The organism is Streptomyces sp. NBC_01410, assembly GCF_045040195.1.
In the GTDB taxonomy this organism is placed as follows: domain Bacteria; phylum Actinomycetota; class Actinomycetes; order Streptomycetales; family Streptomycetaceae; genus Streptomyces.
Map to the genome: position 1 here is coordinate 5,374,541 of NZ_CP109530.1, position 12,131 is coordinate 5,386,671.

Here is a 12,131-nt window from a genome sequence, read left to right on the forward strand (position 1 = left end):
CCTGCCCCCCGGGATACGCTCGTGAACAGTGGGCTCCGAAATGGAGGGTGCCGTGGCTGTGATGATGCACGAGACATCGCTTGCTGATGCTGCCGACCGTCTCTGGGACGAGCTGCCCGGCCACCGGGTGGAGATCCTCAACGGGAGCATTGTTGTGACACCGCCGCCTGACGGGCCGCACCAGGAGACGCTGTCGTGGCTCATCGTGAAGTGCCACGAGGCAGGGGCCCAGCAGGCAGGGCTCAAGTATCTGCAAGGTATCGGTCTGTGGCTGCCGACAGGGCCGGACGACTACGCGGTGCCTGACCTGTCACTTGTCGACGCCGACTTCAAAGACGCACTCGTCGAGAAGAACTGCTACGCACCCCACGTCTTTCGCCTGGTCCTTGAGGTCACGTCGACCAACTGGTCGAACGACATGGTCATCAAGGTCGAAACCTACGCCAGAGCAGGCATCCCTGTGTACGTCGTTGTGGACCGTAAGCACGACAGGGTCCTGGTGCACGCCGACCCCGAGGGCGACGAGTACCGGACGTGCTCGACGTACAAGCGCGGCATGTCCGTCACCGTCCCGCCCTCAGTGGGCCTCGCCCTGGAGCTGTCCGCTGACCGGCTGCTCGACGGCGACGACTAGCGCGTGACTCTCGCCAGGTAGTCGCTCAGGCCGGTCGTGTCCTCGCCCGCCCAGCCGACATAGCCGTCCGGGCGTACGAGGAAGAGTCCCTTGCCGTACGGCTCGTACGCCTCGACGCGGTGTACGTGCACCAACTCGCCTTCCAGCAGGGGCAGTTCGGCGTCCGTGCCGACCGCGAGCAGGGTGAAGTGCGGGCCGCGGAAGAGGTCGAAGAGCCGCCGCCCACCTGGCAGCGGGCCGTCCGGGGCGCGGTCTCCCGCCTCCAGTGCGCCCGCCGAGCCGCAGGCGAGCGGGCCGCCGCGGTAGCCGAGGCCCAGCTGCATCGTGGCCGTGCCGCGCTGCTCCTCGCCGCGGTGGATACGAGTCGACAGGCCGAGCATCTGCGCGGCGACGGGCAGCCGTTCCTGCTCGTAGGTGTCGAGCAGTGACCCGGGCGCGCCGTGGCGCAGTACCTGGCCGAGCTTCCAGCCGAGGTTGTACGCGTCCTGGACGCTGGTGTTGAGGCCCTGCCCGCCGGCGGGGGAGTGGACGTGGGCCGCGTCGCCCGCCAGGAACACCCGCCCTTCACTGAAGCGCTCGGCCATCGCCGCGCGCGGCCGGAAGTCCGATGCCCACAGGATCTCGGTGACCTCGTCGGCGGTCAGATGGGTGCGGGCGGCGACCAGGGCCCGTACGCCCGCGGGCGAGATGTCCGGCTCGCCGTCGGTGCACTGTCCCACCAGCTGGAAGTCGTCCGTGCCCGGCAGCGGGCAGAGGGCGAGATAGCCGCCGCCGTCACTGGGGAAGACGTGCCAGTTGAGCCGGTCCAGGGTGGGGATGCGGACATCGGCGACCAGCATCGGCGCAGGGTCGACGTCCTCGCCGGTCATCGCGATGCCCAGCGCCCGGCGCACCGTGGAGCGGCCCCCGTCGGCCGCGACCGCGTAGACGGCGCGCACCGTCCCGGTCGACAGCTGCGCGCTCACGCCGTGCTCGTCCTGGGCGATCCGCGTCAGCGTGGTGCCGAAGGCGACGCTGCCGCCGAGCTCGGTCAGCCGGGCGTGCAGGATCTGCTGGGTGCGCCACTGGGGGAGCAGCCAGGGCTCTCCGTACGGCGCGGAATCCGTGGGCCCGGGGCGCTCGAACATGTCGTGCTCGCCCTGCCGGGCGCCGTTCTGCCAGACCATCCCGACCGGGGCCGCCCCGCCCGACGCGAGGACCGCGTCCACCACGCCCAGGTCGTCGAGGACCTCCATGGTGCGGGGCTGGATGCCCTTGCCGCGGGAGCCGGGGAAGAGGGCGTCCGACTGCTCCACGACGAGGGCGCGCACGCCGCGGCGGGTCAGATCGCAGGCGAGGGCGAGCCCGGTGGGTCCGGCCCCCACGATCAGTACGTCCGTTTCCTTAACGCTGTTAAGTTCCATGATTGGAAGGATGAGCTTAACGCTGTTAAGTTGTCAAGGTGGCTGCTGAACGACTCGACCGGACCCGGGTGGCGCGGGCCGCCCTTCGCCTGCTCAACGAAGTGGGCCTGGAAGGACTGACGCTGCGCGCGATCGCCAAGGAACTCGACGTCAAGGCGCCCGCGCTGTACTGGCACTTCAAGGACAAGCAGGCGCTGCTCGACGAGATGGCCACGGAGATGGTGCGGCGGATGGCGGCGGACCTCGCGCCGTCGGAGCCGCGGGGCGACTGGCCGGAGGTCCTCGCCGCGGCGATGCGGGGGCTGCGGGAGCATCTGCTGCGCTACCGGGACGGCGCGAAGGTCTACAGCGGTACGCACTTCACGGACACGAGCTACGCCGCGCCGATGGAGGCGCATCTGCGCCTGCTCACGGAGGCGGGCTTCACGCCGGGCGCGGCGGCGCGGGCGTGGCTCACGGCGTACAGCTACACGATCGGCTACGTCATCGAGGAACAGTCGATGGGGCCGGACCCGGCGACGGGCGCGGAGGGGTACGACCTGGCGGCGCGCGCCGAGCGGCTCGCGGAGTATCCGCTCGCGGCGGCGGCGGGGGAGGAGATTTTCCGCGGCCACGCGGAGGGGTTCGAGGTGGGGCTGGCGGCGATGGTGGCGGGGGTGGGAGCGGTGCTGCGGGGCGGCGGGTAGCGCCTGCGGCGGGCCTGGTCCCCGCGCCCCGCCCCTTCCCGTAACCGGGGCTTCGCCCCGGACCCCGCATGCGACCTTCGGCCGCATGTCCTCAAACGCCGGACGGGCTGAATACTCAGCCCAGCGCCACCCGCTTCAGGCGGCGTGCCCTGCGCACCACCCGTCGTACCGCCGCGTGCCGCGGGACCGGGATGCCTCCCGGCAGGCCCAGCACCGTCAGCCTGCGCCGCTTGAAGTAGCGCATCGTGCGCGAGTCCATGTGGCGGCCGAGATGCGCCACCGCCGCCTCCCGCAGATCCGGCCGCAGCTGCGGCTGCATCGCGTAGCCGACGGAGGTGACCAGGCCCTTCAGTGTGTCGTCCGCCTCCTTGGGCGTGCCGGACTCGCCGAGCGCCAGGTCCGGGACCAGTGCGTCGACGAGCGTCACCGGGATCCGGTTGCTGTTCTGGTACGGCGTGAGCCGGTCGAGCAGCGGCTCCGTGCCGATCCGGGCGACGGGGATGCCGTAGAAGGTGCTCGCCGTGAAGAGCGCGGTCGAGAAGCAGCCCGCCACCAGGGCGGGCCGCAGCTGACGGTAGAGCGCTTCCGCGATGATCGGCCGGTCCAGGACGGTCAGTTCCGCCTCCAGCGCCTCCGCCTCGCGCTCCAGCGCGCGCGTCCAGGACGCCGGCGCGGTGGGGTGCGGTTTGAATACGATCCGCCGGTGGCCGAGCGCGACCGCGCCCCGCACCATCCGCAGATGGAGGGTCTCTTCCTCCTCGTGCGTGATGATGCCGAGCGCGGCGAGGTACTGGCCGAGCAGCAGTGCCGGACCGTCGCCCTCGACGGGTGCCAGGTCGGTCACGGTGTCGGCGAGTTCGGCGACGACCTTGACGAAGGCCTCGGTCGGCACGACCTTCGGCTCGGCGCCGAACTCCGCGAGCAGCAGCGGCTTCAGGCCCGGTACGAGGTCCAGGTGGAACAGCGTGCGCACCCGCTCGCCGACCAGCGGGTCGATCTTGTTGCGGGTGGGGCCGTAGCTCATCAGCCCGTCCGCGTACACGTCCAGCTTGGCGTCCGGGAAGAGCTGCGCGATCGCGAGCGCCGGGGTGACCTGGATGGACTCGACGGCCAGCTCGATGCTGTCGTCGCCGAGGTCCCACAGCATCCGCAGATACCGCTCCCACATCGGGATGTCGTCCTGGCGCGGCGACCAGCCTCCCGGATGGAAGGGGGCGATGGCCTCGTTCCAGGACAGCACCCCGTCGAAGCGGCCCCGCAGCTGCTCGAAGCCGGGCATCGCGTCGAGCGGCGGCGAAGTCTCCGGCGTCGTGGCGTTGTTGGCGACCAGGAGCAGGCGCCGGTCGGCCGTCGCGAAGGCGCCGCTGTCGATCGCCGCGGCGAGCGTGGCGGCCCCGTACAGGGAGGACGCGTAGAAGATCTGGGTCGTACGCATCAGGCCGCGGCCTCCGCCGAGAGAGAGGGGCGGCGGCGCAGCCTGCGCAGCCTGGACGCGCGCTCGGAGTCCATCGAGTCGAGCGCTTCCTTCAAAATGTCCTGCGGCATCCGTTTCAGTGCCGCCGCGCTCATCGCACGCAATTTCCGCGCCACTGCGGGTTCGAACCTCTCAACTGATCCCAGGTGGTGGGAAATAACGGCACAGTACGTTCGCACGGCTTTTGGAAGAAGGCGAGCGGAATCGTGATCCTTCGCCGTTTCTTCGAGCACCTGGTCGAATGCGCGGATGAAATCGAGCTGCCGAATGTCACCGATTTGTGTCAGGGATGATGCGACGCCGCGTCGGTAGAAGATCCCCAAGTGGCTGATCGCGGCGAAAGTTTCCGCTTCGCGGTGCAGCCGCCAGATCCACGGCCGGTCCTCGGCGGTGCGCAGCCCGTCGGTGAAGTGCAGCAGCCCGCGCTCGGCGAGCCGCCGGTGGTACATCCCCGCCCATGCCATCGGATAGTCGACGCCGGTGGAGCGGTCCGCGGGCAGGATCACGTCACGCGGACGCAACACCTCGCCGCGCCGGCCGACCGGGACACGGTGGACCGTCCGAGCCCTTGCCGTGCACTGCACATGGTCGGTGCGGACGAAGTCGCAGCCCAGCTCCTCGATGGCCGTGAGCAGCGTCTCGTAGTGGCCGGGCGCCAGCCAGTCGTCGCCGTCCAGGAAGGTGAGGTACTCCCCGCTCGCGGCGTCGAGGCCGGTGTTGCGCGCGGTGGCGAGCCCGCCGTTCTGTTCATGTCTGATCAGCCGAGCGCCCGGAATCTCGCGCTCCGCGCGCTCGAGGATCTCCGGCGTCCCGTCCGTCGAACAGTCGTCGACCAGCAGGAATTCGAAGTCCTCGCGGGCGTTCGCCTGGAGACTTCTGAGTGTGTCGGGCGCGTATGTCTGCACGTTGTAGAACGGCACGATGACGGAGAGCTTAACCACCCGCGTGAGGTTAGGTCGCCACCCGGCATTCGCCCTGTCGCTGGGAGAGATGATGGGTGAACGAAGAATGGCGGAATGGTTAACCAGCCTGATTCCCTGGCATTTTCGCCAACCGTCGACACGCTGTTAACCATCTGTTGCGGTCCAGTTGGGCCGTCAAACGGAATGCCTTTCTAACGTCCTCGACGTGCCATCAAGTACCAGCGAGGCCGTACGGGTCGCCGTGCTCGCCGACTCCGACACCCGGTGGAAATGGGGCGCGCTCACCGCGCGCCGTATCGCCCCGGACGACGCGACCAACCCCATCGAGCTGAGCGGCTTTCTGCTGCGCGGCCGGGCCACTCCCACGGCCCGCCAGCTCGCCGAGGTCAACGTGAGCGCCGACGAGCTGCGCGAGGTCACCGGGAACGAGTTCCTGCGGGCGATACGTGACGAGGGGTACGACGTGGTCGTGCTCGCCCTCGTCGGCGGCGGGGTCCAGGCGATGCTCCACGGAATGGCCGCCCTGCGTCTGGCCGAGCGGCCCGTCGTCGTCACCGGCTACGTCGGAGTCGTATACGAAAAGCTCGCCGACGGCCTGCTGCTGCGGCACGGCGCGGATGTCGTCCTCGCCAACTCCCGGCACGACGCGGACCGATTCCGCGCGGTGTACGAGGGCGTGGGCGCCGATGCCTCCTCCGTCACCGAAGCCGCGCTTCCCTTCCTCGGCGGCGCGCCCTACGCGCCCGAGGAGGGCCGCGACACCGTCGTCTTCGCTGCCCAGCCCTCCGTGCCCGAGTCCCGCGCCGACCGCACCTATCTGCTGCGCCGGCTCGTCGAGCACGCCAGGCTCCACCCGCACCGCGAGGTGCTGCTGAAGCTGCGCTCCAAGCCGGGCGAGCACACCACACACCTCGAAGAGCTGCCCTACCAGAAGCTCGCCGACAAGCTGCCCGGCGGACTGCCGCCCAACTTCCGCCTCGTGTACGGGCACATGGGCGAGGTGCTCGACCGTACCGACCTGCTGGTGACGGTCTCCTCGACGGCCGCGCTGGAGTCCCTGCACCGGGGCGTGCCCACCGCGGTCCTCAGCGACCTGGGTGTGCGCGAGGCGCTCGGCAACCACCACTTCCTCGGCTCCGGGCTGCTGGCCTCCTGGGACCAGCTGGACGGCGGCCACCGTCCGGTCCCCGACCGGGACTGGCTGGCGCGGCAGGGCGTCGCCGCCGACGGTGCGTACGACACCGCCTTCGACGCGGCCCGCAAGCGCGTCGCCGAACTCCTTGAACGGCCGGAGCTCGCGCCGATCGCGCCGTACTACACCCCCGCCACCGCGCCCGGCTATCTGCCCGGCATCCTCGCCCGCCACCACCTGGCCCCCGACGGCACCCCGCTGCCGGGCGCGGCCCCGAAGGCGGAGACCAGCGGACTGAGGCGCGTGGTGCGCGAGGCCGTACGCAATGCGGCGCGCGGCGCGTACCGCCACGGCGTGCAGCGCGTCGCCCCTGTCATCCGCCGGATGGGCGAACTGTGAGGCCCGCCCGCACCAGCGCAACCTCTCCACTTCCGTACTCAGGAGCACCGATGACCGTTCTCGCCGTGATTCCCGCCCGGGGCGGCTCCAAGGGCGTACCGGCCAAGAACCTGGCCCCCGTGGCCGGTGTGCCGCTCGTCGCACGAGCCGTGCGCGAGAGCCTCGCCGCCCGCCTGGTCACCGATGTGGTGGTCTCCACGGACGACGCGGACATCGCTGCCGCGGCACGCGCCGCGGGAGCCGAAGTGGTGCTGCGTCCCGCCGCGATCGCCGGGGACACCGCCACCAGCGAGGCCGCGGTGCTGCACGCGATGGACGCCCACGAGGCGATGCACGGCGCGCCCGTGGACGTGGTCCTGCTCGTCCAGTGCACCAGCCCCTTCCTCACCCGCGAGGACGTCGAGGGTGTCGCGTCCGCGGTCATCGAGGGCGGCGCGGACAGCGCGGTCACCGTGGCCCCCTTCCACGGCTTCGTCTGGCGCGAGGACGAGAGCGACGCGGGCCCGGCGGTCATCGGCGCCCAGCGCGTCGGCGGCTCCACCGCGGTGCTCGTCGACACCGCCGCGGCCCGCGGATACGGCGTCAACCACGACGCGTCCTTCCGGCCCCGCCGCCAGGACCGGCCGCAGGACTTCCTGGAGACCGGGGCCGCGTACGCGATGTCCGCCACCGGCTTCCGGGAGGCCGGGCACCGCTTCTTCGGCCGCACTGCGCTGGTGCGCACCGACCCCGCGCGGGTCCTCGAAGTCGACGACCCGCACGACCTGGCCCGGGCCCGCGCGCTCGCGCCGCTCCTCGACACCCCCGCGCTGCCCACGCGCGAGGACGTCGACGCCGTCGTCCTGGACTTCGACGGCACCCAGACCGACGACCGCGTCTGGATCGACGCGGACGGCCACGAGACGGTCGCCGTGCACCGCGGCGACGGCCTCGGCATCGCGCATCTGCGCAGGGCGGGCCTGGAACTGCTGATCCTGTCGACCGAGCAGAACCCGGTCGTCGCCGCACGCGGCCGCAAGCTCGACATCCCGGTCCTGCACGGCATCGACCGCAAGGACCTCGCGCTGAAGCAGTGGTGCGAGGAGCGGGGCATCGCCCCCGACCGGGTGCTCTACGTCGGCAACGACGTCAACGATCTTCCGTGCTTCCACCTCGTCGGCTGGCCCGTGGCCGTCGCGAGTGCGCACGGCTCCGTACGTGCCGCGGCGCGCGCCGTCACTGCCACGCGTGGCGGCGAGGGGGCGATCCGCGAGATCGCCTCCTGGCTCCTCGGCCCGACGCTCAACACCCCTGAGAACACCCCCGCAACCCCTGCCACGTCCCACAACTCCCCCGAGAAGTAAGGAACGACCCCCATGAGCCCGTCCCGCCTGCGCACCCTCGGCACCAAGACCGCCGGTCCCGGCCACCCCGTCTATGTCACCGGTGAGATCGGCATCAACCACAACGGCGACCTGAACAACGCCTTTGCGCTCATCGATGCCGCCGCCGACGCCGGCTGTGACGCGGTCAAGTTCCAGAAGCGCACCCCGGAGATCTGCACCCCGCGCGACCAGTGGGACATCGAGCGCGACACCCCGTGGGGCCGGATGACGTACATCGACTACCGGCACCGTGTCGAGTTCGGCGAGGACGAGTACCGCCAGATCGACGCGCACTGCAAGAAGCGCGGCATCGACTGGTTCGCCTCCCCGTGGGACACCGAGGCCGTCGCCTTCCTGGAGAAGTTCGACGTCCCCGCGCACAAGGTGGCCTCCGCCTCGCTCACCGACGACGAGCTGCTGCGCGCCCTGCGCGCCACCGGCAAGACGGTCATCCTCTCCACCGGCATGTCGACGCCGAAGCAGATCCGTCACGCCGTGGAGGTGCTCGGCAGCGACAACATCCTGCTCTGCCACGCCACTTCGACGTACCCGGCCAAGGCCGAGGAGCTCAACCTCCGCGTCATCAACACCCTCCAGGGCGAGTACCCGAACGTCCCGATCGGCTACTCCGGCCACGAGACCGGCCTGCAGACCACGCTCGCCGCGGTCGCGCTCGGCGCCGCCTTCGTCGAGCGCCACATCACCCTCGACCGCGCCATGTGGGGCTCGGACCAGGCGGCCTCCGTCGAGCCGGGCGGCCTGCAGCGCCTGGTCCGCGACATCCGCACCATCGAGACCGCGCTCGGCGACGGCGTCAAGAAGGTCTACGACTCCGAGCTCGCCCCGATGAAGAAGCTGCGCCGCGTCGCGGGCGTCGTCGCCGAGGCCGACGACCGCGAGCCGGCCGCGGTCTGACGGGCCCGGCCGCCGTGCTGTCTCACCCCGGGAAGCCCTTCCCGGACCCCCGGCCGCACAGGCAGGCCGGGCCGGCCCAGCCGGCATCACGAGGTGAATGTCAGTGCTCCGTCTCCCCGGGGGGCAACCCCCGGACCCCCGGTCGCAGTGGCGCTCGGGCCGTCCCGGCATCACGAGGTGAACTTCAGTGAATCTCGCTTTCGTCGAGAGTCCGGTCCAGCTCCTGAACGTCCTGGAGTGGGCCCACTCCAGGCCCGGTGCGACGCTGGACCGGGTCCCCTCACAGCCGACCGGCCCGGCAGCGGCGGCACGCCTGCCGGTCGCCGAGCTCACGGTGGTCGTCCTGTCGCCCACCGACCCCATGTCGCGGGGCCAGCTGCGCCGGATGGCGGAGCTGGCCCGCGACGAGGGCTTCACGGTGCGCTGGCAGGAGGCGCGCGGCGGCACGAAGGCCCCGCTGAAGACGGTGCGGGAGCTGGCCCCGATGCTCCACCGGGCCGAGCGCATCGTCATAGGTGACCCGTTCTCGCGCTACGTACAGCTCCTGCTGACCATGACCGGCAGCAGGGATCTGACCATCGTCGACGACGGCACGGCCACGATGGAGTTCGTCGCGCAGCTCGCGCGCGGCGAGAAGCTGGTGCGCTGGCACCGGCGCGGCAGGCGGGGCCCGCGCGAACTCGTCCTCGCGCCCGTCACCTTCCTGGCCCGCCGCAGACTCACGCCCTCCCGCAGCCGCCAGGTCGAGGTCTTCACCTCGATGCCGGTCGAGCCGCCGCCCGGGATCACCGTCACTGCGAACCGATTCGCGTGGACCCGTTCCCGCTTCGGCCCGCCCAAGATCACGCGGGGCGCGGACCTGGTGGGCACGTCCCTGGTGGAGACGGGGGTCGTGGACCTCGACCAGTATGTGGAGGCGGTTGCCGCCCTGGCTCGTACGCACGGCGCCACCCGCTATTTCGCCCACCGCCGGGAGAGCTCGGACAAGCTCCACCGCCTCGCCGTCGAGACCGGCCTGGAGATCGTCCGCCCGGACCTGCCGCTGGAGCTGATCGCCCGCCGTGGCCCGATCGGCCGTACGGTCCTCAGCTTTCCGTCCACGGTCGTGCACACCCTGCCGCTCGCCCTGGTGGGTACGGGTGTCCAGGTGGCCGTCTGCGACATCGCCCCGGAGTGGCTCAGAGACAGCGCATCCCCGCGGGCCCAGGGGTTTCTGGCGGGAGTCACGGGGACTGCACGCGACGTCCAGCGGCTGCCGGCCCCCGCATAAGAGGCGCGCTCGCCCACTCGCGCTACGGTAGAGAAGAGGAGTGAGCTTACCCACACGAGCGTGCAACTATGCACCTCGCGGCCATCTTTCCTTCCCCTATCGGGTTGAACTTTTGTTGATCAGTGGTCAGTTGACCCCTGTCTGGGCCTACTCTTCAACAGGTGAACCAACTGATGTCCCGCGAGTCCGAGGCCGACCAGCCCGGGGAAGCCGCACTGCCAGGCACGCTCTCCGAGCGGCTGCGCGACGAGCTCATCGCCTTCCGCCGCGACCTGCACATGCACCCGGAGCTCGGCAACCAGGAGTTCCGCACCACGGCGGCGCTCAAGGCGCGCCTGGAGCAGGCGGGTCTCAAGCCGCGCGTGCTCTCCATCGGCACCGGGCTCATCTGTGACATCGGCAGCTGGGACGGGGTACGTCCCCTCTTCGCCATCCGTGCGGACATCGACGCGCTTCCCATCCCGGACACCAAGACAGAGGTGCCCTACCGCTCCACCGTCCCCGGCCGGGCGCACGCCTGCGGGCACGACGTGCACACCACCACGGTCCTCGGCGCCGGGCTCGTGCTGGCCGAGCTCGACCGGCAGGGGCTGCTGCCCCAGCCCGTCCGGCTGATCTTCCAGCCCGCCGAGGAGGTCCTGCCGGGCGGCGCGCCCGACGCAATGGAGTCAGGCGTACTGGACGGCGTCGGCAAGATCATCGCGGTTCACTGCGACCCCCGGGTCGACGCGGGCGTCATCGGGCTGCGGCCCGGACCCATCACCTCCGCCTGCGACCGCCTGGAGGTCACACTCGACGGCCCCGGCGGCCACACCGCCCGCCCGCATCTGACCACCGACCTGGTCACGGCCGCGGCCAGGATCGTCACCGACGTCCCCGCCCTGCTCGCCCGCCGCGTCGACGCCCGCTCCGGGCTCGCCCTCACCTGGGGCCGTATCGAGTCGGGCCACGCCTGCAACGTCATCCCGCAGCACGCCGAACTGTCCGGAACGGTGCGCTGCCTGGACCTGCCGGGCTGGCGCGCGGCCCCCGACCTGGTGCACGCCGCCATCGATGAGATCGCCACGCTGCACCGGGCCAAGTCGCAGATCAACTACATCCGCGGGGTCCCGCCGGTGGTCAACGACCCGGCCGTGACCGAGCTGCTGCGTGACGCGCAGACGGCGCGCCGTGGATCAGGCGCGATCGAGGACACGGAACAGAGCCTGGGCGGCGAGGACTTCTCCTGGTACCTGGAGCACGTCCCGGGCGCGATGGCACGGCTGGGCGTGCGCACACCCGGCGACACGACGCGCCGTGATCTGCACCGGGGTGACTTCGACGCCGACGAGCACGCGATCCAGGTCGGCGTCGAGCTCTTCACCGCGGCCGCGCTGCTGGACGCCGAGCGCGTCCAGGTGTCTTGACCCACGGCATTGCCGACCCCGTTGCCCGCCCGTCCCGGACCCCCGTCCCGGACCCCCGTCCCGGACCCCCGTCCCGGACCCCCGTCCCGGACCCCCGTGCCGGGGCGGGCGGAACGTCTCAGGTGCGGGCGCCGGCCTTGTCGACGACCTTCGTGGTGACCCGCACGGCGGTGGCGAGCACCGTGCCCTTGGCCACGTAGGGGCCGCCTGAAGCCTTGCCGTTGACGAAGTGCCCATCCCTGCGACGAGCCGGAAGCCCCGGAAGGCGAAGGTCTCCGGGTCGAACAGCACCTGGAAGGTGTGAACGCGGCGAGGAACGTATCGGCCGTGATGTCGTCGGCGGCCGCGTCACCGAGCCGCCGGGTGGCGTACCGGTGGATGTCGGCGGCGTACCGGCTGTACAGCTCGGCGAAGACCTCGGGGCGCTCCAACGAGCGGGCTATGACGGCCGAATCGTCATGGCCGCCGCCGGTGGTGTCCGGTGGGCCGATCACAGGGTCTCCGTCTCTGGCGGTGTGGTCACAC

General features: G+C 71.1%; 10 protein-coding genes and 1 pseudogene. 7 read left to right on the forward strand and 4 right to left on the reverse strand.

All coding sequences use genetic code 11. From position 1 onward, the window contains the following. The first annotated feature begins 61 nt into the window (after positions 1 to 61). Positions 62 to 634, forward strand: coding sequence for a Uma2 family endonuclease (locus OG741_RS24835; RefSeq protein ID WP_405605752.1), 573 nt, complete (start codon positions 62 to 64; stop codon positions 632 to 634). Here the strand turns inward: OG741_RS24835 and OG741_RS24840 are convergent. Then, the gene (locus tag OG741_RS24840; RefSeq protein WP_405601361.1) at positions 631 to 2,037 is read right to left on the reverse strand and encodes an FAD-dependent monooxygenase; all 1,407 of its coding nucleotides are present in this window, start codon (positions 2,035 to 2,037) and stop codon (positions 631 to 633) included. The two genes, OG741_RS24835 and OG741_RS24840, sit on opposite strands and share 4 nt — an antisense overlap. 38 nt (positions 2,038 to 2,075) lie before the next feature. Between OG741_RS24840 and OG741_RS24845 the strand changes: the two genes are divergently transcribed. Next, positions 2,076 to 2,723: a TetR/AcrR family transcriptional regulator C-terminal domain-containing protein gene (locus OG741_RS24845; RefSeq protein ID WP_405601364.1), complete on the forward strand. Its 648-nt coding sequence runs from the start codon at positions 2,076 to 2,078 to the stop codon at positions 2,721 to 2,723. A 115-nt stretch (positions 2,724 to 2,838) separates the two neighbouring features. On the opposite strand, the gene OG741_RS24850 is transcribed toward OG741_RS24845, so the two are convergent. Next, positions 2,839 to 4,158, reverse strand: coding sequence for a polysialyltransferase family glycosyltransferase (locus OG741_RS24850; RefSeq protein ID WP_405601366.1), 1,320 nt, complete (start codon positions 4,156 to 4,158; stop codon positions 2,839 to 2,841). Beyond that, the gene (locus OG741_RS24855; RefSeq protein WP_405601367.1) at positions 4,158 to 5,138 is read right to left on the reverse strand and encodes a glycosyltransferase family 2 protein; all 981 of its coding nucleotides are present in this window, start codon (positions 5,136 to 5,138) and stop codon (positions 4,158 to 4,160) included. Before OG741_RS24855 ends, OG741_RS24850 begins: the two co-directional genes overlap by 1 nt. 187 nt (positions 5,139 to 5,325) lie before the next feature. Between OG741_RS24855 and OG741_RS24860 the strand changes: the two genes are divergently transcribed. The 5 genes from OG741_RS24860 to OG741_RS24880 all read left to right on the forward strand — a co-directional run bounded on the left by OG741_RS24860 (position 5,326) and on the right by OG741_RS24880 (position 11,606). After that, positions 5,326 to 6,651, forward strand: a complete 1,326-nt coding sequence (locus tag OG741_RS24860) for a DUF6716 putative glycosyltransferase (protein ID WP_405601369.1) — start codon at positions 5,326 to 5,328, stop codon at positions 6,649 to 6,651. 50 nt (positions 6,652 to 6,701) lie between these two features. Next, positions 6,702 to 7,994 carry a cytidylyltransferase domain-containing protein gene (locus tag OG741_RS24865; RefSeq protein WP_405601371.1) on the forward strand — a complete coding sequence of 431 codons (1,293 nt, stop codon included), beginning with the start codon at positions 6,702 to 6,704 and terminating at the stop codon, positions 7,992 to 7,994. A gap of 12 nt (positions 7,995 to 8,006) precedes the next feature. Further along, positions 8,007 to 8,930, forward strand: a complete 924-nt coding sequence (locus OG741_RS24870) for an N-acetylneuraminate synthase family protein (protein WP_266486854.1) — start codon at positions 8,007 to 8,009, stop codon at positions 8,928 to 8,930. Between the two features lie 187 nt (positions 8,931 to 9,117). Next, a complete protein-coding gene (locus OG741_RS24875; protein WP_405601374.1) occupies positions 9,118 to 10,200 on the forward strand; it encodes a hypothetical protein in 1,083 nt (360 codons plus the stop codon). 173 nt (positions 10,201 to 10,373) lie between these two features. Beyond that, entirely contained in the window at positions 10,374 to 11,606 is a 1,233-nt protein-coding gene (locus OG741_RS24880) for an amidohydrolase (RefSeq protein WP_405605754.1), read from the forward strand. Positions 11,607 to 11,908: 302 nt separating this feature from the next. Here the strand turns inward: OG741_RS24880 and OG741_RS24885 are convergent. Continuing rightward, a pseudogene (locus OG741_RS24885) lies at positions 11,909 to 12,100 on the reverse strand (RNA polymerase subunit sigma-70); the annotation flags it as partial. Between the last annotated feature and the right edge of the window lie 31 nt (positions 12,101 to 12,131).

Bases quoted from the DNA above. Each gene is read 5' to 3' on its own strand.
- OG741_RS24835 (WP_405605752.1), top strand. From the start codon at position 62: ATGATGCACGAGACATCGCTTGCTGATGCTGCCGACCGTCTCTGGGAC.
- OG741_RS24870 (WP_266486854.1), top strand. From the start codon at position 8,007: ATGAGCCCGTCCCGCCTGCGCACCCTCGGCACCAAGACCGCCGGTCCC.
- OG741_RS24840 (WP_405601361.1), bottom strand. From the start codon at position 2,037: ATGGAACTTAACAGCGTTAAGGAAACGGACGTACTGATCGTGGGGGCC.
- OG741_RS24850 (WP_405601366.1), bottom strand. From the start codon at position 4,158: ATGCGTACGACCCAGATCTTCTACGCGTCCTCCCTGTACGGGGCCGCC.
- OG741_RS24880 (WP_405605754.1), top strand. From the start codon at position 10,374: ATGTCCCGCGAGTCCGAGGCCGACCAGCCCGGGGAAGCCGCACTGCCA.
- OG741_RS24865 (WP_405601371.1), top strand. From the start codon at position 6,702: ATGACCGTTCTCGCCGTGATTCCCGCCCGGGGCGGCTCCAAGGGCGTA.